Genomic DNA, 19,251 nt, shown 5'->3' with positions numbered 1-19,251 from the left:
ATATCCTGTCAACGGCCGCTTTTTGTCATAATTCAGAATTCCGGAATCACGCCATTATAGCGATCCGCCTTTTCCAGAAGCGGCCCTCTGGCGCCCATGGTAAAGGCAATGTCGCTGCTGCGGATGGATAAGAGCCGCATCCCTGGGGTAATGCGAAGAAAATCCATCATTGGCTTCGTCAGACGGATCAGCCCGTCTGCTGTCACAGAGAGCCAGCAGTAGGAGCGGCCCTTATAAGGAAGAAATGCACCTTCTTCGGCGGTATAGTCCCGCAGCTCTGGCAGAGCGGCCAGAATATGGCCCAGCTTGGATGGCAGGAGCAGCCCTTTTCTGGTCACGCAGAATCCACCGGTCACCTTGCTTCCGGTAAAGAGATAGACCTTGCCTTCGGCGGTGATCTGGTATTCCACCATAGCCTGGATGGGAAACTGAACTTTGCCGGATTCTTGAATGTTGGATTTCCCAAAAACAAACTTTCCGCCTTTGTTCATCTGCGGCATTGGAATCGCTCCTTTCTTATTGTGCGCCTCTGACACAGAGCAGCGCCAGGGGAAGATACATAAACAGCAGGGTCAGCCGCTGCCACAGCCCCTCCCATGCGATCACGGTGTGGGCAAACCGGGGCTTGTCCGCCATAACGAACAGCACGAAGAATACCAACGCCAGGAGAAAGCACGCCAGCGCACACAGGGCAAGGCCGGTCTGCCTGCCCTTGAAATAAAACAGTGCAACGACCAGCGGAGCGAAGGTCAGCGCCAGAAAACCAAACACCGACCCGAAACCGTGAATCTTTGCGGACAAGGTCTCCATCGCCTTGGTTTCTGACACAGGAAACAATCCTGACAAAATGCAGCCGCCCAGAGCGTAGATGATCAAGATTGCCGCCAGAGCCAGACTGAGACCGCCGGACCGACTCCGAAGGAGAGGACACAGCTGGGTGGAGGCCAGCAGGATGGCTGTCCCCAGGAGGAGCAGCCATAGAGTATAGACTGTGTGGAAGGGGGCGCTTCGGTTTCCCAGTACACTCATGACCTGCCGGGTGTGGCGGTAGCCCGGACAGGTGGTCGCCAGCAGAAAAAGAATGACCAGGTCCAGCAGCAAAAACAGGGGCAGAAGGGAGTAAAAGGTATGTTTCATAGGTAGTTTTCCCAATTCCTCATTGCGCCTTGATGAAATGGAAGTCACAGCAGTCCGCTCCGCTGCCCAGCGTTCCGTTGCGCAGGAAGTTTATTTTGGGAGCCAGTCCGGAGAAGGAGATGTCATCACTTTCGCAGAATACACAGCACAGCTCCGGGCACCCGAATTGTTTCGTAACATCCCAGTAGAGGCAGCGGTGCAAATTGAAATGGATCTCTTGGCAGTCACAGCGCACCCACTCTGTCTGCCATCCCTCCGGAGGAAAGTGGTTTTTCATGTGTCGTTTGACGCCCATCCGGAAAATGAGATAAGCAAAAGGAAGCGTACCTAATTTTTGCATTTCGGCTTTTTTATCTATGGCAGCTTTGTGTGCTGTTTCTCGTACCAACAACAATGCCTGATCTTCTTGAATACCATGTTTCAAAAGCGCTTTGTAATATGCCATCAAAGGAAACTGCCTGCTCTGGAGATGCTCCTCGATCACATGATTGCCCCGGTCATTCCCGTGCTGGCACAAATCCTGGTAAAGTTCCTCCGCCTGTTGAAGTAAGGTACAGCCTGTTTCCTGACCAAAGGCACGGATGCAATCGTCTTCCAAAAAGAAATGAGCTGTGTTACTGATCTGCATCCGTCTGTCCCTCCGAGATTTTTTTGAATACATCATAAGCGTGCTTCTCCAGCACATCTGCCTTTGTGACGGCAATGCCCCATTTCTCGTCGCCCAACACAATCAAAGTGTCTCCGGCTTTAATATCAAAGACCTGTCGAGCCTCCTTGGGGATAATGATCTGCCCACGCTCCCCAACCTTCACCGTTCCGAAAATATAGTGTCCCTTTGTGGTTTCCATGCGTATGCCTCCCGTGATACATATAAATATGAAATACATACTTGTATGTATTTTAGCGTTATCAAGGAAAAATGTCAAGGGGCGGAAGTGTGCGGTGACTGGATTTTGGAAACAGGAACTCAAGCCTTCCGTTTTCAAAATAAGAGATACCCGCAGTTCCTTATGTTTTAGAACTGTGGGTATCTCAGAAAGGGCAAAGTATATGGATGTTAATTGTCATCAGCAATCGAAAGGTGTGCCCTGCGGCGATACTCCAGCGGCGGGCAGCCGAAGTGCCGAACAAAAACTGCGGCAAATTTGCTCTGATTTTCGTAGCCTACCTGTGCTGCGATCTCCGCCACTCGTAATTCACTGCTCTGCAGCAATTCTGCTGCCCGGCGCATCCTCACCTCCCGCAAAAATGTGGAGAGGTTTTCTCCAAACACACCGCGAAAGTAATTCTTGAGACTGGTTTCGGCCACCTGGAACCGATCCGCCAACTCCCGCGCCGTGTGGTTCTGGCTCAGGTCTGCGCACAGGATGTTCCGTGTCTCTCTGGCGATGGACACTTGGGAGCTGGTAAAATAGCGGACTGTGGGACTGGTTTCAAGAGGCTGGCGTTCTACCTTCCAAAGCAGCTGGGCGGAGAGAAGTTTCAGCAGTCCCACTTCCTCCGAATCTCGAAGCTGCCACAAGTCATCCAGCAATGTCTGTACACAGGCAGGCGTGGGTCCCAAATAGAGTCGGCGGGAGGTATGCAGGTGCTCCATGATCCCCTCTGGGCTTACTTCCCCCTCCTGAAACAGTGGATAAGGACGATGGGCCAACATATCCAGATCCAAAAACAACTCGACACCCTCATAGAGACCGCTGGGGTAGCGATACTCCTCCTGAGCCTGCTGGGTTCCTACGGCCATGTGTCCTTGAGAGAGGAAGGCAAACTGTCCATCCTCCAGCGCCACTTCACAGCGCCCCTTCCGGCAGAAGTTCAGCAGCAGAATGTTGGCCGCTTCATTCTGTGCCAAGGGCCAGACCTGAGTATAGATCCGGTTGAAGGAAAGAACTGCGCCCTCCCACAAAGAAAACAGTCGCAGGCTTCCGTTCTCTGAACCATAGAGGGTCATCACCGTAGCCTTGCCGTTGGCTCGAACCTTCACGTCGCTTGGGAAACGGCTGGCATCAAAAAGTTGCGACATATTGGACATGGGCAGTGCCTCCGTTGTTGATTTGGTTTGATTGTAACTGACTGGAGAGGAGTCGTCAATGATTGCTCAAAAATTGCAAGCTATTTGGAGCTAAAATGCCTGTATGGAGTTGCCGGCAGGCAGTCAGCGATGCTATTCTGTTTTTTAGTTAGCCAAGGCTAACGATTATAGACAGGAGGGATTTCAATATGTCTCAATCATTGGAACAGGGAAAACGCAAACTGACTGCCAAAGACGCCATCACCGCCGGCGCACTGGGGGCGGTGTGCATCGCCATCCGCTTTCTTTTTATGCTGGTGGGCGGCGTCAGCCCCTATGTATGGTTTGCTACCCACTTTATTGATGCCATTCTGATCGGGCCAGTGTTCATGCTGATGGTAGCCAAGGTGCAGAAAAACGGCCCCTTCCTGCTCACCAGCCTGATTACCGGCGTGGTGCTGGTGGCCGCTACCTGGATGTTCCCCATCACGGGACTGGTGGGAGGAATTCTGTGTGAGCTGTGCCTGCGGGCTGGACAGTTTCGGCAGAAAGGCTGGCTGATGCTGGGCTTCTTCTGCTTCAATCTGGGCTTTATCGGAGACTTTCTGCCCCTCTGGTTTACCAAAGAAAGCTATTTGGAGTATGCCGCCCAGATGATGGACGCTGGCTATATGGCCACCATGGAGGGCCTGCTGACCTGGCCGGTGTTCGGGGTCATTGTACTGAGCATTCTGGTAGGTTCTGTTCTGGGCTCCTTGCTGGGTATGAAGCTCATGCGTAAGCATTTTGTCAAGGCCGGGCTGGCCCAATGAGGAAGAATATTCGCCCTTCTTTTCTTGATCCTCGAACCAAGATCCTGATCTGGCTGTTGGCCAATGTGGTGGTATTCACCTGGAGCCCTGCGGTTTTCCAGCTCAGTGTCATGGTAGCCTATTTGATTCTCTTTCTGGTAGAACGGAAAGGAACCATGCTGGCAGGGCTGCTGGCGACATATCTGGCTATCCTGGCGATACAGTACTGGCTGTTGCCGTTGCTGCCCGGTTCTTTGGCTACGGTCTTTGCTACGGTAACCTACTTCATTCTGGTGTTCCCCTGCATTGCCGGCGGCGCCTATCTGATTGCCACCACCAGCGTCAGCCAGTTCATAGCTGCTTTGGAGGGGATGGGCGCTCCCCGGAGTTTTTCTATTACCCTTGCGGTGACGCTGCGCTTTTTGCCTTCACTTCGGCAAGATTTGCGTCATATCCGGGATGCCATGGCCCTTCGGAATATCCGTGGTTTTGAGGAGAAACTGGAGTGCATTTATGTACCAATGCTTATGGGGGCAGCCCAGACAGCAGAAGAACTCAGCGAGTCCGCCACCGCTCGGGGCATCGAGTCCCCAGGGAAGATGTCCTCCTGGCGGCCTATCGGATTTCACATTCAGGATGTGGTGGTCACACTGCTGTTTCTGGCGCTCTGTGTGGGCGGGATCTGCTGCAAGGGGGTGCTACCATGATTATCTTTGACCATGTGACCTATGCTTATGAGGGCAAGGAGACGCCAAGCCTTCAGAACTGTTCCTTTTCTGTGAAACCGGGGGAACTCATCCTGCTCACCGGTGAGAGCGGCTGCGGCAAGACCACGATCATCAAGCTCGTCAATGGTCTGCTCCAGCATACTGGAGGTGGGACGCTGGCGGGAACTGTTATGGTCGGTGGCCAGGATGTGGCACAGACCCCGCTGTGGGAACTGGCGCGGACGGTGGGCTCGGTGTTTCAGAACCCCAAGTCCCAGTTCTTCAATCTGGACACCACCAGCGAGGTGCTTTTTGGGCTGGAGAGTCGTGGAGCGTCCCACGATGAGATGGAACAGGCGCTGGAATCCGCCGTCCAAGTCTGCGGAGTGGAGCCGCTGTTGGAGCGGAGCATTTTTGCTCTGTCCGGCGGGGAGAAGCAGCGCATTGCCTGCGCCAGTGCTTGGGCCATGGGGCCGGAGCTGTTTGTACTGGACGAGCCCTCCTCCAATCTGGATGGGGAGGGTATCCGCCAGCTCCGGGATATCCTGAAACAGCTGAAAAAGGCTGGGAAGACCGTGCTGATGGCAGAGCACCGCCTTTGGTACGCTGCGGATCTTGCTGATCGGGTGTTCCATCTGCGGGGCGGGCAACTGGAACGGGAATATAACGGGAAAGATTTCCTCGCTCTGCCCGAGGAGGAACGCCGCTCCATGGGACTGCGGAGCATTGCGGAGGTACGGGTGTCCTCGCCTGAGCCAAGCCCAGCGGCTGGAGCAGACGGTTTGACGGTGCGGGAGCTGCGGGCGGCCTATCACGGTGCGACTGTATGGGAGGGCGTATCCTTCCATGCGCCCAGAGGGCAAATTACCGCAATTACCGGCCAAAACGGGGCAGGCAAGACCACCCTGGCCCGGTGTCTGTGCGGTTTGATGAAGGAACAAAGCGGTACAATTTTTTGGGATGGAAAGCCTCTGCGCCGAACGGAAAGAAGGCGGAAGGCGTTCCTAATCATGCAGGATGTGAACCTCCAGCTTTTTGGAGACAGCGTGCTGGCAGAGATCCGGCTGGGAAATACGGCCACAGAGCAGGAGGCTTTGACAACCTTGGGCCGAATGGATCTGGCTCAGTATGCGGATACTCACCCCATGGCTCTATCCGGCGGGCAGAAGCAGAGGCTGGCCGTTGCAGATGGCTGTCTCAGCGGAAAGGAGCTGCTGATCTTTGATGAGCCTACCAGCGGACTTGACTATGGCCACATGCTGGAGGTGAGCCGACGCCTCCGGGAGTTAGCGGAGCAGGGGCTATGTGTGGTGGTTATCACCCATGACGGAGAATTCCTGCGGGAGAGTGGGGCTTGGACGGTGGATTGGCTGCCAAATGACAAGCAGCCATGAAGTGTCCAGGAAATAGCCGCCTACATAACGGAAGGGGGACTGTCTATGCCTTTACGCAAATCGGGTGAAGATTATCTGGAGGCCATCCTTGTCCTCAAAAAGAAAAAGGGCATGGTGAGGTCTGCGGATGTGGCCCGACACTTGAAGGTGTCCAAACCCAGTGTGTGCCATGCGGTGGCTACACTAAAAAAGGGCGGCTTCCTACTCATGGATGGAGATCACTTCCTGCACTTGACTGATCTCGGCCGTGAGGTTGCCGAGGATACCTACGAAAAGCATCTCTTTTTTACAGAGATACTTGTGGCAGCTGGTGTCGATCCTGTTACTGCCGAACGGGATGCCTGCCGGATTGAGCATGTAGTCAGCAAGGAAACCTTTGAGCGACTGAAAGCAACTCGTAAACTGAGTGGGAAAGCGGTGATATCATCGGACGAGTCATAATTTTGGATCTGCACGAAAGAGATACGGAAGTTTTGGAGCAGATTCTGTCTATCCTCAAAAACCACCCTGAGATAGAAAAATTCGAGATTGATGAGGAACCGATGGTGTCGCTCCCTGGTCTTGAGATATTTCCAAGCAAGCGGAAGGTGTTTCGGGATCGCCAGGAGATTCAGCTTACCGCAAAAGAATATCGGATTCTCCTGCTGCTGGCCGCCAATAAAGGCCGTGTGCTGACCTACGCACAGATTTACGAACAGGTCTGGGGCGATTTCACTACAGGAAATGAGAACAATACGATAGGATTTCATATCTGCAACCTGCGCGAGAAGCTGTATCGGGCTAATCCAGATGCCCCGTTCTACATTCGCTCCGTGCGGGAAGTCGGCTATTGTCTGGAAGCATTTACTGAACGACTTGAGTAGCTAACCTGTTGTAAGATTTTTGCGCATTTTCTGTAATTCCAGTCAAAGCAATTACAATATAACGGAAGGCCTGATAATCATTGTTCTCTGAATAATTTTTGTGAACCATTGCAAAATGACCTAAATACAACAAAAAAGAACCGGTCGAGATCTCGTGCATGAGATCTCGACCGGTTTTCTGTTATTGGGGAATTAACTTAGCATTACTTCGACTCTTTGCGGAAGCACATGAACCAGTCCAGGCAATTCAGAAATCTGGACCTATTTTGAGCGGGAAATGCTGGAGCACTTTTCCTTTATCGGAGGGGACAGCAGCAGCGGCACCAAGAATCTGACCGGCTGCATGTTCTTTGTGGCTGTCGGTGTGGTAGGCAAGAAATACGGCCTCTCCACCAACGGCTGGGGACTGCTGGCGACCACTCATTTTGATTGGACGCCCCTCCTTCTGCGCCTGCTGGCAGGCGGGCTGCTTAGTCGCTGCCCCGGCCTTGTCACAAGAGTGTTGAAGAAAAAGGACAAAAGAAACGCGGAAAACGCTGCGAAGAATCCTGACAGCTTTTTGACGCAGACCATGGAATCCAAAGTGGAGTATTCCATACTTTTCACAATTTCTACTATGATTTGTACCACAAGTCGTAGGTTGAGAGATAGAAGAAAGTGAAATTGACCGATTTGTAAATGGTTTTAGAATTTTTGGGCTAAAGAAGGTATATTTTGGGTTGGAACAGATAAAAAGAATTGCTAATCTATATGTGTTATATGATTAGCCTAAGTTAACTGTACAAGTTGCATTTGAAAAGCGAGGAGGTAATCCTATGTCTGTAGTAAAGGAACAAGACCACCAAAATAATCAGGCTGGGCAAACTGCGATGAAACGTCTGTCCAAGCCAATAAAAGTATGGGTGACAATAGCTCAGGTATTGACAATTTTTTCGGCGCTATTGGCTTTTGTCCCTTATTTAGCCTTAGTGTGGTTAGGCGATATTTTTTTGTCGGTTCAAATGGCAGGAGAACAGCTCCGTGCGGAGCAAGTACATGAAGTTGTTGAACTGCTGATCATGGCATTCCTTTCAAGATTGTTTTTCCATGCATTGTCATTAATTATCACACACTTTGCAGATATGAAGTTGCGTTTTGTCATACGTCAACAAATTGTAAGTCGTTTAAGTCGTGTCCCGCTGGCATGGTTTAGCCAAACGGATTCCGGCAAAATTCGAAATGCAGTGCAGGACGATACGAAGACGGTTCATACAGTAGTGGCCCATGCGCCGGTTGATGTGCTCAATGGCGTTTTGTCGCCGCTGGTGCTGCTTGTTTTTATGTTTGTGGTAAACTGGCGGCTGGCCCTGGTTGGTGTTGCAACCATCCCGCTGTATTTCTTTCTACAAGGACTATCCATGAAAGATATGGGCCCCAAGACTGCGGAAATGAACCGGCATCTGGCTAAGGTTTCTTCCAGTATGATTGAACTGGTAGCAGGCATTAAAGTGGTAAAGGCTTTTGGAAAGACAGGAGAAGCCCATCAGAACTATCAAGAAGCTACAAAAGATTTTTCCCAGGCCTATTGGGAGTGGTGTGCACCGTTGATTGGGCTTTGCTCTGTGGCGGGAGAACTTATTTCAGTTCCATTGCTTTTGCTTATAAATCTCGGTGGAGGGGCATTGCTCTTTGTAGCCGGTTTTGCAAGTCTTCCTCAGGTTCTGGCTTGTACGCTGATTGCAATTGTATTACCGGTAGCAATCAGCTCTGTTGCAAATACAACATGGTCTTATCAGATGGCAGGAGCCGCCGCAGTCCGTCTTTGCAACATCATGGACACTCCTGTCATCCCTGAGACAAACTCTCCAAAACAGCCCAATGGTCTTACGGTACAGGTTCAGAATGTTACATATTCATACGGAGACACCCGAGCATTAAATGATGTCACCCTTACTCTGAAGCCAAATACCATTACGGCTTTGATTGGTCCCTCCGGATCTGGCAAGTCTACCCTTGCTACTCTCATCGCGCGATTCGACGATCCACAAAGCGGTTCCATTTGTTTGGGCGGTGTTGATTTAAGAGATATTTCCTCGCAAACGCTCTATAACAATATTGCTTTTGTGCTTCAAGATCCTATGCTTATGAACGCCAGTATCCGACGCAATATATCGCTTGCAAAACCGGATGCAACAATGGATGATGTGCGCAGGGCGGCAAAAGTGGCCCAAATCGATGACTATATTATGTCTCTGCCAAAGGGATATGATAGTGTATTGGGAACGGATTGTTTGCTTTCGGGAGGCGAAAGTCAAAGGATCAGTATTGCACGTGCGATTTTAGCAGATGCACCGATCTTAATCATGGACGAAGCTACGGCCTTTGCTGATCCGGATTCTGAATTGGAAATTCAAAAAGCTCTCAGCACATTGATTCAAAACCGAACAGTTTTGGTCATTGCACACCGCCTAAATGCTATTTTAGGTGCAGATCAAATCGCGGTGATGGAGAACGGGAACATCGTTGCAGTTGGAACGCACCAAGAACTGCTGCATCATCCGCACTATCAGGCTCTACTGAGACAAGGCGGTTTCCCTGATGATAAGGAGGGAGAGGAAAATCATGAATAAGTCAAAGCGGCTTTTGCCAAGGTTTCATCGGTATATGGTTAATGATGATAGAAAAATGCACCAAAAGGGAACCGGCCTTTGTATTCTCTCAGGAATTTTGATCGGGTTGGCACTTGGCATAATGATGCCGGCTGCCATGGCTTTGCAAACGATGAATCCGCAGTGGGGTCTGTCTTTTAGGGACTGGGTAATTGTACTTGCAAGTGTGGCTCTTCTCGCTTCTGTTTTTTCTTTTTGGGGGACAAAGCTCAGTTATGCTGCCGGCTTAGGCTTTATGAAGAATGTGCAAAAAATCGTTGGCAATAAGGTAGCACGCTTACCATTGGGCTGGTTCCAGGCAGATAGCGCAGGGAGACTTTCCCGTATGGTAACCCAGGAGATGCTTTCAACCGGACAGACTGCTGCCTTCTTTATTGGGCAGCTGGTTAAAAATGTGTCGGCTGTCATAGTTTTTTGCATTGCTATATGGTTTTGGAATTGGCAACTTGGTATCTTGTTAACGCTTGCGATTCCAGTCCTTTTCCTGCTCATGAAAATTTCGCAGGTCTGTGTGGGAAAAGGAAACAGTCTGGAGGATGCGGCGGAACAAGAAATTGCCTCTCGTGTAGTGGAATTCTATCACTGCCAGGGAGCTTTACGCGCCTGCCATACCGGTGCAGATTACGAAGAATTGAAAAGCAGTTTTGTAAACAGCAAAAGGCAATCTGTTCGCGGGTTATGGTGGAGTGCTCTGGGGCAGGTTCTTTCCGGTATGGGTGTGCAGATGCTTGTTGCAGGGATGATTACATTTATCAGCCTTTTAGGTGTTGCGGGAGATATCGAAGCATTAGAGACCGTCGTAATGATTGGTGTTACTCTACGATTTACCACTCTCTTAAATGATATTGCTTCTTCTCTTTTCGGAATGGAAGACCGTCGTCAAATGCTGAATAGTCTGGATGAAGTTATGGGTGCCCCTGAGATGTCCGTCGTTGCAAAGACAAAAGGTCAACCTAAAAATGCTGATATCACATTAAACTGTGTGTCCTTCTCCTATACGAAGGATAAACCGGTGATACAAGACATCAGCTTCACAGTCCCTGCGCATAAAATGTTTGCCGTAGTCGGGCCTTCTGGATGCGGAAAAACAACGATTATTAAATTGATTGCTCGTTTTTATGATGTGGATGAAGGAACAATCCATATTGGCAATATAGCTTTACGAGATTATACAACAGAAGATTTGTTTCGTCAGATATCTTTTGTGTTTCAGGATGTTTATCTATTCAATGATAGCTTAAAGAACAATATACTTATTGCAAAGCCAGATGCAACGGATCAGTAACTACATGCCGTCGCGGATCTTGCCGGAGTAACTGAGATTGTACAGCGGCTCCCTGATGGATGGGATACCATTTGCGGTGAAGGCGGGCGTTCACTTTCGGGCGGTGAGCGCCAGCGCGTCTCTATTGCGCGTGCACTGTTAAAACATGCACCGATCGTCTTATTGGATGAAGCAACATCGGCACTGGACGCTGAAAACGAAGCAAATATTGTTCGATCCATAGAAGTTCTCAGAAAGAATTCTACTTTGGTTGTTGTTGCACACAAACTTGAAACGATCCGAATGACAGATGAAATCATTGTGCTGGATCAAGCAGGTCGTATTACGGAAGCAGGCAGTCACGAGGAACTTTTGAAACAAAACGGCCCATACAAGGAGTTCTGGGCCAAACGCAGTGCAAGTGCTCAATGGAAATTGGCATAGATTTTCAAGTTATCAGCATCGGGTGCAGGGAATCTCTCTGCACCCGATATTTATAATATGCCAAGACAATATTTGCGGATAATCACATTGATTGTTTTCGGTTGACCTTTGCACAAAAATACGGTATTATAAGTTAGCAAAAACTAACCGACTATGAAAAAAGGGGGTGGGCTAATTGTCTCGCGGCAATCAATATCTTAATACGCTTTATAAGCTTTATCATGATATAACATTCAATACTCCTCAAACAATGTCTATGGATATTCCGCCCGAATTGGGTAGAGGCAGAATCACACAAACGCAAATAAAGCACGGGATCATTCTTTCTGATTGGAAGATGAGTTACCAGGCCGACAATGATTTAAGTGTAAAAGGTCCTGTCAGAAAGGAGTATGTGCAAATTATTTTTTGCTTGCAGGATGGCGTTTCATGGGAAAACATGAAGGAACACCGTTCTGTTGTCATGCATAAAAAAGAATCCTGTTTCTATGTCGGTCAAGGAGAAACAGAATCAATCTGCTATCCCAAAAACGGAGATTTCTTTTTTAAGAGCATTAAAATACCAGTAAACTATTTTATGGATCTGCTGACAGACTATTTTGACGGCCAAGAACTTACTGCCTATAGAAAGAAGCTTTTAAGCGGTATTTCAAAGGTTTCGGTTACTCCCATGCTGGAGCAACTCTTGTCTGAGACGAGTAATTTTTCTCAGTATCGTGGTGGATTAGGATATCTGTATCTGGATGGAAAAGTGCTGGAGCTGTTGTCGGTCTATTTGGGAGAAATTCTTGAAGTAGATATTCTGATGGGGAAAGAGACTTCTTTGTCCCGGACAGAGAGAACCGCTATTTTGGAAGCAAAACAGGTGATTGATGAACAGCTTGCATTTGCCCCTTCCTGCGAAGAACTATCCCGCATAGTTCATTTGAGTGTACCAAAGCTGTCTAAAGGGTTTTCTTCGTTTTACGGGATGTCTATTCATCAGTATATCATCGACCAACGCTTGATACAGGCGGCACGGTTACTTTTAGACGGAGATTGGAATGTGAGTGAAATAGCTACTATGGTAGGATATGGGAAACCAAGTAATTTTGCAGCAGCCTTCAAAAAAAAGTATGGCGTTGTCCCCAAAAATTACAGGCAGACCTATTTGTGCGGCCCCCAAAAATAAAGTTGGGTAGTTTTTGGGTGGAAACGGATTGCTTTTGGGTTGTTTAAGTACAAGGTAATTGGTATTCTATGTCGTGTAGTTAGCGTATTCTAACTGCACGACATTTTTATTATACGGAAGGAGGAGATAAAGTATGCAGCAAAGGTTACATGCAAAAGACTTTATTCTCATCGGTGTTCTTACTGCCCTCATGTGGTTCATCTGCATGCTTCTCAGTGGGATTTTAAGCTTTGCTGGGCCTGTCACCAATGTATTCTATCCATCTATTGTACCTGTTGTAAATGGAATCGTGATGATGCTGCTTTTAGCAAAGGTTCCGAAAAAAGGTGTGTTTACTATTAGCGGCGTGATTCAAGCTGTTCTCTTTTTGCTTGTAGGCGCATTTTGGTTTATCCCCATTGCCGTGGTGGCAGGCAGTCTGCTTTGTGACTTCCTGTTTATGGCTCGTAAGGAGATTACACGCAGAACCATGACCGTCGCTTACACACTGTACTGTGGTATTTATGCGTTCGGCGCAATCTGCCCCATCAAGTTTTTGCAGAGTGCGTTTGTTGGAGCGATGGAGAAAAATAATATTGCACAAGATTACATAGATGGAATGCTGAAAATCACTTCAACGCCTATGCTTTTTGTTATTGTTGCAGGAGGCCTGCTGGGAGGATTGGTTGGATCTATTATCGGTCAAAAACTTCTGAATAAACACTTTGTTAAGGCTGGACTGGTATCTGTAAATAATTGATACAGCCCCTATACTTCATCAGATAAGCGCAGGCAAGAGGGCTGTTTGGTTTCAAATGCGGGGCTGATAACAGCTCCGCATTTTGATTTATTGGAGGCAACAAAATGGAAGAACCACAAATCAAACAAATCATTAAACAGAGAGCCTTTCAAGGAACTGCACTTTTGGACCCACGATGCAAACTTCTGCTTTTAATTGGTATTGGATGTGTCAGCTACTTTTTGGGTGGGGAACTTGTCAGTTTTATGCTTGTACTGGCCTATGGCCTATTTATCGCTGCAGGAAGTGGTCTGGGATGGGCTGTAAAGATGAATATAATCTACATAATAGTTGCGTACCTTAACGCCTTATTGAGATATGTTCAAGTTCCAATATTACTTATGCTTACCAGTATCATTGGCGTTGCGGCTCTAAAACTTATCCCAGTCATAATGGTAGGATTATGGGTTCTGCGAACAACATACATGGACGATCTGATTGTAGCCTTCCAACGGATGCGCTTTCCTCAAGCTGTCACCATTCCCCTGGTAGTAATATTCCGTTATGTTCCTACTTTACGAATTGAATACCGGCAAATCCGCAGCACGATGGATATTCGGGGTATCAGCGATACTCTCTGGAAACGGCTATCCCATCCGCTGGCAACGATAGAGTATATTCTGATACCGCTGCTGATGCGGTGTCTGAAGGTCACGGACGAACTGGCAGCGTCCGGCACAACACGCGGATTAGAGCTGGAATGCAAGCGGTACGCGCTGAGGCCGATCCGTTTTGCATGGCCGGAAATCGTGGTATCTCTGCTGGGTGTCCTCTTTTTGGCTGGTTTGCTTCTTATCGATCAAACTCAAATCGGGGAAATCATTTTGTGGAGGGTATGACGATGATCTCATTTCAGAATTTTAGCTTTCGTTATGAAGAAAGCCAGGATTTTACTCTCTGTGGTATTGATATGACCGTACAGACCGGCGAGTTTATCCTTCTGACAGGAAGAAGCGGCTGCGGAAAAACGACGCTGATCCGCTCCCTCAATGGTCTTATTCCGCACTTTTATCCTGGCGAAATCAAAGGAGACTTGCTCATGGATGGTCAGTCTCTGTTAGACATGAAGCCCTCCGAGTTGGCCGGACAGGTAGGAACTGTATTCCAGGACCCCCGTTCCCAGTTCTTTATGACAGATACAACGAGGGAATTAGCTTTCGGTTGTGAAAATCTTGGGCTTACCCGTGAGGAAACCATCAGTCGCATTGCAAAATCTGCAAAAGAACTGGAACTGGTGGACTATTTGAATCGAAGCATTTTTGCTTTATCCAGTGGTGAAAAGCAACAGATTGCAATCGGTTCTGTGTATGCGCTTTCCCCGAAAGTCTATATTTTCGATGAGCCATCTGCAAATTTGGATTATGCCGCTACCAAGCGGCTTGCCGAAATTATGGGAAAACTCAAATGTGCCGGATACACTATTTTTGTGGTAGAACACCGCTTTTACTATCTGCGCGATCTGATTGACAGAGTTTTTCTTATTCAGGAAGGTAAAGTTGAGCGTGAGTTTTCGAGAGAGCAATTTTGCTCACTGTCTGATGAAATACGCATTTCTTACGGCTTGCGGACAGCATACCCGGAGCGTGATGCGGAGCATTATCAGGGAAAGCAGCGCCCGCATAATGGCACACACCGGATGGAAGTACATGATTTGGGATTTTCCTATAAGAAGGGGCCAGATGTGTTTCACAATGTCAGTTTTGAAGCTCATGCAGGTGATGTGATTGGCATCCTGGGGCACAACGGGGCTGGAAAAACGACTATCTTATCTATCCTTACCGGCCTGTTAAAGCAGCGGCATGGAGAAGTCAGCTTTGATGGGAAGAACCTTACTCCCCGGCAAAGGCGGTCTCTTTCTTATCTTGTTATGCAGGATACAGATTATCAGCTCTTTGCCAGCAGTGTGGAAGAAGAATTGTCCCTGGGAATGAATGAAGATTGTAGAGAAAAAGTAGAAGCTACATTGGAGGCTTTGGAGCTTTCAGAATACCGTGAGCGTCATCCAGCCTCTCTTTCGGGCGGCCAAAAACAGCGTGTAACCATTGGTGCGGCAATCGTAAAGGGCAGTCCGGTAATCTACTTTGATGAGCCTACCAGTGGTTTGGATTATGATTCGATGGTGCGTGTCAGCAATCTGATTGAGCAGCTTTCAAATTCCGGGGTAATTGTTTTTGTGGTATCCCATGACTTTGAATTTATCGTCCGCACCTGCACGGAGGTGGTTCAGTTAGACGATCACGGGGCCATTCAAAATCATAGGCTTTCGTCGGAAACTCTGAAAGCTCTATCGAAAAAATATTTTATGTAATGGTGGTGCGAACAATGGAGATTCATGCATCGGGCGAAGATTACTTGGAGGCCATTCTGGTTCTCCATAAGAAGATGGGCACGGTGCGCTCCGTAGATGTTGCCCGACACATGGAGGTATCCAAGCCCAGTGTGTGTCATGCGGTGGCTACACTAAAAAAGGGCGGCTTCCTACTCATTGATGTAGATCACTTCCTGCACCTGACTGATCTCGGCCGTGAGGTTGCCGAGGATACCTACGAAAAGCATCGCTTTTTTACAGAGATGCTTGTGGCAGCTGGCGTCGATCTTGTTATCGCCGAGCGGGATGCCTGCCGGATTGAGCATGTAATCAGCAAGGAAACCTTTGAGCGACTGAAAGCAGCTCGTAAACTGAGTGAGAAAGCGGTGATATCATCGGACGAGTCATGATTCTGGAGCTGCACGAAAGAGATACGGAAGTTTTGGAGCAGATTCTGTCTATCCTCAAAAACTACCCTGAGATAGAGAAAATCGAGGTTGACGAGGAACCGATGGTATCGCTCCCCGGTCTTGAGATTTTTCCAAGCAGACGAAAGGTTTTTCGGGATCGACAGGAGATTCAGCTTACCGCAAAAGAATATCGGATTCTCCTGCTGCTGGCCACCAATAAAGGCCGTGTGCTGACCTACGCACAGATTTACGAACAGGTCTGGGGCGATTTCACCACAGGAAACGAAAACAATACGATAGGATTTCATATCTGCAACCTGCGCGAGAAGCTGTATCGGGCTAATCCAGATGCCCCGTTCTACATTCGCTCCGTGCGGGAAGTCGGATACTGTCTGGATGTCGATGAACCGTAATTCCACCACTATTTTCTTTCGCATGGATGTCTTTTCTCTGACCTAAATCTCTGATAGAGTGAGTCCTTCTGGGTGGTTCACAATGGACCGCCCCTGGGTCCAGCGAATGGGTGCAGTTCTCCCTTGGCGGAAGATTTTGAAATTACCATTCATTCAGAGAGTGGTTTGTACTACATTTTGGTACAAACCACTCTCTCTTTTATTTCACGGTATAGAGGTTGGAGGTGCTGCTCCCATTCGGCCTGTGCCGGGAATCTTTTTGGAGATAGCCGTGCTGCTCCAGATCGTGCAGCGCCCGCTTGACCGTGGAGCGGGACAGCTTCATATCCGAGGCAATGGTCTTGATGCCCGGCCAGCACTTTCCCTCGGCATCCGAGCGGTCCCGCAGGTACATATAGACCGCCATTGCTCTGGAGGGCAGCTCGGTGTCGGCGTAAATCGTTCCGAAGTAACTCATCGTTCCTCCTCTCCGAATGTCTTCATCTGCTTCTCTCGCTTTACAGCTCTCTCCTGGGCCGGGGTATGGGCGATGCCGCCCCGGCTGGATACCGCATAGCCGCGGCTTTCATCCATCTCCTCCGGTTCACTGAGCTGCGGGAGATTCCGCTCCAGATCCACCCGGTTGGCATAGGCCACTGCTCGGTTGGCTCTCTCCGGCACCACATACGGCTCCCCGAAGGTGATGCCCCAATTGAGGAAAAGCTGGAGCCGGGTTCGCATAGGATGTGTGCCGGTTTTCATGACAATGAAGCTGCCCTTGGGAATGGATTTCAGCTCGTCGGGCGTCAGCAGGGCACGCTCCATCATCTGGAGGCTCTGGCTGGGATCGTTCTTGCCCCGGCTCACCGAGCCGGAGAGGACGGTGCGGCTGCCCAGGGCTTTGGACAGTACCTCCGCAGTCTGGCTGTTGGGGGCGAAGCCGCCGAAGATGGTGTCCTGGCAGTTGTCCTGAATGATCTCGCAGCCCTCTTTTCCGTAGTTTTTTTCGAGCTGCGCTAAGGACTGGATGATGGGCACCAGCGTCAGCCGGCGGGAACGGCCTGCGGAGAACAGGGGCAGGATATGTCGGAGTCGGAGAGGGCAAAGAAGCGAATTGATGGTTTGAGTTCAGAGGAAAGCAGGTACATCCGGGGAAAATATAATCTCAGGAACGCATACCGTTAGGAGGGTGATGGAGTGACCAACAAAGACAAGAAAAAGTGGCTGCTGGAATACAGGAAATTAGACCAAGACATCGAGCGAGACATGGAAGAACTACAACGCCTGAAGTCCCGAGCAGAAAAGATCACATCTTCGGTTAGCGGCATGCCTAAGGGAGGAAACCAAGGAGACCGGCTACAGCTGGCGGTAGATAGGATATGCGAGCTGGAGGAAAGACTCAATGGAAAGATTGATGCGGCAGTAAAACGGAGAAAAGAGATGGAGGCTGCCATTACAACGGTGGAGGATAAGACACTGCAATTATTATTGCAGTACCGGTACATAGACGGCATGACATGGGAACAAATTGCGGTAAAAATGAACTATGATTACCGTTGGACTTTACGACTCCATGGAAGGGCTTTAACGAGATTGACCATAGAAAGCCACATAAAAAGTATGATAACATTAAACTAGAGCAAGTACAAAAAACTGTTCTCACCCTCAACATCCTCCTTTTCACGGGCGCCTGCTGGAAATACCGGTGGGCGCTTCGTTATGCTCAGAAACCAGAGGTGACCCATGCAGGATATAGATAAGCTAATCAAAGAATATCAAGAATCCCTTGGTCAGGTGATAGCCCGCCGGGAAGAATTACAGGCAAAACTGCCGAAGAAAGACCCGTGGGAAAGAGATCCCGCTTTATGGAGAAGATTCATGATACTGAGCCGGGAGGAAGGGGACTTGAGGTGGTCCCTATGCCAGATGCTGAGGTGGAAAGAGGGAAACACGAAGCTTTAGCCAAAAAGAAAGCCGGGGTTATTCCTCCCCGGCCTTTGGTTCTCCATATTCTCGGATCATTGCTTCTTTAGTAACAACCCATTGTTTCCCAAATTTTTTACAATCGACGTCTGGAACTAGTTTTCCATACACGACAGCTTTTCTGAGTGTGCTTTCATTCAATCCCCATAACGATGTAGCTTCCGCAAACGACAAGAGCCCATCGAACGGATTTTTCTTATTGGTCATGGCGATTCCTCCGCAAGATACGCACACATAGAATGATGGTGCATACAGATAAAACAATAGATATAAGCGATAGTACGATCTGACAAATGGTAAGGAACATATTTGGACACGGGAAAAATATTATGATATAATCAAATCGAGAAAGGGGCTTGCGCCCCAATCTCTATTTGCCTGTCAGCCACGATATAAGCGTTGTGAAGAATGTAAGTATCGAGCTGATCAGGGTGACGATAGCGGTGACAAGCGCGAGTTTAGCGACTTGCTTGTCATTGCTATCTTTTTTATTTCCCATGTCTATCACCTCCTTTCATTGTCTATATTATATCACGATATAGTGATAATGTCAATAGATTTTCTAGAGCTTTTCAAAAATATTTTAAGGGTCAGCACGAATCGGTGTTGGCCCTTTTTGTTTGAGAGGTGGTGATTATGGCCAAAGGAAAATATGAATATTGGCTGACCGAAGAAGGCCTTTTGCTGCTGGAAGGATGGGCAAGAGATGGCCTAAAAGATGAACAGGTCGCTGCTCGATGCGGAATTTCTAGCTCTACGTTTTATGAGTGGAAAAAGAGATATTCGGAGATTTCGGAGTCCCTAAAAAAGGGAAAAGAGGTTGTGGACTATGCGGTGGAAAATGCTCTGCTCAAAAATGCGCTCAAAGGAGACACCACCGCTCAAATATACTGGCTGAAAAACAGACGCCCTGATAAGTGGAGGGATAAGCCAGGCTATGAAGATACGAG

At 48.7% G+C, this 19,251-nt stretch carries 24 protein-coding genes and 2 pseudogenes; 17 read left to right on the top strand and 9 right to left on the bottom strand.

Translation table 11 applies throughout. The features are described from left to right. Positions 1 to 32: 32 nt before the first annotated feature. The 5 genes from WGC32_RS12915 to WGC32_RS12895 all read right to left on the bottom strand — a co-directional run bounded on the left by WGC32_RS12915 (position 33) and on the right by WGC32_RS12895 (position 3,169). Positions 33 to 500 (bottom strand): hypothetical protein, encoded by a 468-nt coding sequence (locus tag WGC32_RS12915; RefSeq protein WP_342682458.1) that lies wholly within the window; start codon positions 498 to 500, stop codon positions 33 to 35. A 16-nt stretch (positions 501 to 516) separates the two neighbouring features. Further along, complete coding sequence (locus WGC32_RS12910; RefSeq protein ID WP_342682456.1) at positions 517 to 1,137, bottom strand: DUF998 domain-containing protein; 621 nt, start codon at positions 1,135 to 1,137, stop codon at positions 517 to 519. 19 nt (positions 1,138 to 1,156) lie between these two features. After that, on the bottom strand, positions 1,157 to 1,765 hold the full coding sequence (locus WGC32_RS12905; protein WP_342682455.1) for an L-2-amino-thiazoline-4-carboxylic acid hydrolase: 609 nt from the start codon (positions 1,763 to 1,765) through the stop codon (positions 1,157 to 1,159). Next, positions 1,752 to 1,985, bottom strand: a complete 234-nt coding sequence (locus tag WGC32_RS12900) for an AbrB/MazE/SpoVT family DNA-binding domain-containing protein (RefSeq protein WP_058964285.1) — start codon at positions 1,983 to 1,985, stop codon at positions 1,752 to 1,754. The genes WGC32_RS12905 and WGC32_RS12900 overlap by 14 nt, the downstream gene beginning before the upstream one ends. Before the next feature lie 209 nt (positions 1,986 to 2,194). Then, on the bottom strand, positions 2,195 to 3,169 hold the full coding sequence (locus tag WGC32_RS12895) for a helix-turn-helix domain-containing protein (protein ID WP_342682451.1): 975 nt from the start codon (positions 3,167 to 3,169) through the stop codon (positions 2,195 to 2,197). A 188-nt stretch (positions 3,170 to 3,357) separates the two neighbouring features. On the opposite strand from WGC32_RS12895, the gene WGC32_RS12890 reads away from it, so the two are divergent. The 14 genes and pseudogenes from WGC32_RS12890 to WGC32_RS12825 all read left to right on the top strand — a co-directional run bounded on the left by WGC32_RS12890 (position 3,358) and on the right by WGC32_RS12825 (position 16,339). Beyond that, on the top strand, positions 3,358 to 3,960 hold the full coding sequence (locus WGC32_RS12890; RefSeq protein WP_144232783.1) for an MptD family putative ECF transporter S component: 603 nt from the start codon (positions 3,358 to 3,360) through the stop codon (positions 3,958 to 3,960). Further along, positions 3,957 to 4,646, top strand: coding sequence for an energy-coupling factor transporter transmembrane component T (locus WGC32_RS12885; RefSeq protein ID WP_342682447.1), 690 nt, complete (start codon positions 3,957 to 3,959; stop codon positions 4,644 to 4,646). The genes WGC32_RS12890 and WGC32_RS12885 overlap by 4 nt, the downstream gene beginning before the upstream one ends. Further along, a complete protein-coding gene (locus tag WGC32_RS12880) occupies positions 4,643 to 6,040 on the top strand; it encodes an ABC transporter ATP-binding protein (protein ID WP_342682445.1) in 1,398 nt (465 codons plus the stop codon). Before WGC32_RS12885 ends, WGC32_RS12880 begins: the two co-directional genes overlap by 4 nt. 45 nt (positions 6,041 to 6,085) lie before the next feature. Further along, entirely contained in the window at positions 6,086 to 6,481 is a 396-nt protein-coding gene (locus tag WGC32_RS12875) for a metal-dependent transcriptional regulator (protein ID WP_195279696.1), read from the top strand. 2 nt (positions 6,482 to 6,483) lie between these two features. Next, complete coding sequence (locus WGC32_RS12870; protein WP_342682444.1) at positions 6,484 to 6,903, top strand: winged helix-turn-helix domain-containing protein; 420 nt, start codon at positions 6,484 to 6,486, stop codon at positions 6,901 to 6,903. 277 nt (positions 6,904 to 7,180) lie between these two features. Next, positions 7,181 to 7,564, top strand: a complete 384-nt coding sequence (locus tag WGC32_RS12865; protein WP_342682443.1) for a hypothetical protein — start codon at positions 7,181 to 7,183, stop codon at positions 7,562 to 7,564. Between the two features lie 154 nt (positions 7,565 to 7,718). Then, positions 7,719 to 9,512, top strand: a complete 1,794-nt coding sequence (locus tag WGC32_RS12860; protein WP_342682441.1) for an ABC transporter ATP-binding protein — start codon at positions 7,719 to 7,721, stop codon at positions 9,510 to 9,512. Continuing rightward, positions 9,481 to 11,259, top strand: a pseudogene (locus WGC32_RS12855) (ABC transporter ATP-binding protein). The gene WGC32_RS12860 and the pseudogene WGC32_RS12855 overlap by 32 nt, the downstream one beginning before the upstream one ends. A gap of 175 nt (positions 11,260 to 11,434) precedes the next feature. Beyond that, positions 11,435 to 12,430 carry a helix-turn-helix domain-containing protein gene (locus WGC32_RS12850; protein WP_204884442.1) on the top strand — a complete coding sequence of 332 codons (996 nt, stop codon included), beginning with the start codon at positions 11,435 to 11,437 and terminating at the stop codon, positions 12,428 to 12,430. A gap of 133 nt (positions 12,431 to 12,563) precedes the next feature. Then, positions 12,564 to 13,169: an MptD family putative ECF transporter S component gene (locus tag WGC32_RS12845; protein WP_342682438.1), complete on the top strand. Its 606-nt coding sequence runs from the start codon at positions 12,564 to 12,566 to the stop codon at positions 13,167 to 13,169. 104 nt (positions 13,170 to 13,273) lie between these two features. Beyond that, the gene (locus tag WGC32_RS12840) at positions 13,274 to 14,047 is read left to right on the top strand and encodes an energy-coupling factor transporter transmembrane component T family protein (protein WP_342682436.1); all 774 of its coding nucleotides are present in this window, start codon (positions 13,274 to 13,276) and stop codon (positions 14,045 to 14,047) included. 2 nt (positions 14,048 to 14,049) lie between these two features. Continuing rightward, the gene (locus WGC32_RS12835) at positions 14,050 to 15,516 is read left to right on the top strand and encodes an ABC transporter ATP-binding protein (RefSeq protein WP_342682435.1); all 1,467 of its coding nucleotides are present in this window, start codon (positions 14,050 to 14,052) and stop codon (positions 15,514 to 15,516) included. A 14-nt stretch (positions 15,517 to 15,530) separates the two neighbouring features. Next, positions 15,531 to 15,926 carry a metal-dependent transcriptional regulator gene (locus WGC32_RS12830; protein WP_342682434.1) on the top strand — a complete coding sequence of 132 codons (396 nt, stop codon included), beginning with the start codon at positions 15,531 to 15,533 and terminating at the stop codon, positions 15,924 to 15,926. Next, positions 15,923 to 16,339 carry a winged helix-turn-helix domain-containing protein gene (locus WGC32_RS12825; protein WP_342682432.1) on the top strand — a complete coding sequence of 139 codons (417 nt, stop codon included), beginning with the start codon at positions 15,923 to 15,925 and terminating at the stop codon, positions 16,337 to 16,339. Before WGC32_RS12830 ends, WGC32_RS12825 begins: the two co-directional genes overlap by 4 nt. A gap of 199 nt (positions 16,340 to 16,538) precedes the next feature. Here the strand turns inward: WGC32_RS12825 and WGC32_RS12820 are convergent, their stop codons facing one another. Together WGC32_RS12820 and WGC32_RS12815 are read right to left on the bottom strand one after the other, a co-directional pair. Then, positions 16,539 to 16,796: a helix-turn-helix domain-containing protein gene (locus tag WGC32_RS12820; protein ID WP_342682431.1), complete on the bottom strand. Its 258-nt coding sequence runs from the start codon at positions 16,794 to 16,796 to the stop codon at positions 16,539 to 16,541. Further along, a pseudogene (locus WGC32_RS12815) lies at positions 16,793 to 17,395 on the bottom strand (type IV secretory system conjugative DNA transfer family protein); the annotation flags it as partial. The pseudogene WGC32_RS12815 and the gene WGC32_RS12820, both read right to left, overlap by 4 nt. 120 nt (positions 17,396 to 17,515) lie before the next feature. Between WGC32_RS12815 and WGC32_RS12810 the strand changes: the two are divergent. Both WGC32_RS12810 and WGC32_RS12805 read left to right on the top strand, forming a co-directional pair. Then, entirely contained in the window at positions 17,516 to 17,956 is a 441-nt protein-coding gene (locus tag WGC32_RS12810; protein ID WP_342682430.1) for a DUF1492 domain-containing protein, read from the top strand. Positions 17,957 to 18,061: 105 nt separating this feature from the next. Beyond that, the gene (locus tag WGC32_RS12805) at positions 18,062 to 18,280 is read left to right on the top strand and encodes a hypothetical protein (RefSeq protein ID WP_342682429.1); all 219 of its coding nucleotides are present in this window, start codon (positions 18,062 to 18,064) and stop codon (positions 18,278 to 18,280) included. 18 nt (positions 18,281 to 18,298) lie between these two features. Here the strand turns inward: WGC32_RS12805 and WGC32_RS12800 are convergent, their stop codons facing one another. Then, positions 18,299 to 18,508 (bottom strand): helix-turn-helix domain-containing protein, encoded by a 210-nt coding sequence (locus WGC32_RS12800; RefSeq protein ID WP_342682427.1) that lies wholly within the window; start codon positions 18,506 to 18,508, stop codon positions 18,299 to 18,301. 163 nt (positions 18,509 to 18,671) lie between these two features. Continuing rightward, positions 18,672 to 18,800 (bottom strand): hypothetical protein, encoded by a 129-nt coding sequence (locus tag WGC32_RS12795; protein ID WP_342682425.1) that lies wholly within the window; start codon positions 18,798 to 18,800, stop codon positions 18,672 to 18,674. Positions 18,801 to 18,937: 137 nt separating this feature from the next. Here WGC32_RS12795 and WGC32_RS12790 point away from each other — a divergent pair. Beyond that, positions 18,938 to 19,251, top strand: a 314-nt coding sequence (locus WGC32_RS12790; protein WP_342682423.1) for a helix-turn-helix domain-containing protein, incomplete at its 3' end; no start/stop codon positions are given.

Source organism: Zongyangia acetica (assembly GCF_038739695.1).
GTDB lineage: Bacteria > Bacillota > Clostridia > Oscillospirales > Ruminococcaceae > Zongyangia > Zongyangia gallinarum.
The sequence above is the reverse complement of the archived record's forward strand: the minus strand, read 5'-3'. Positions and strand labels throughout refer to the sequence as shown.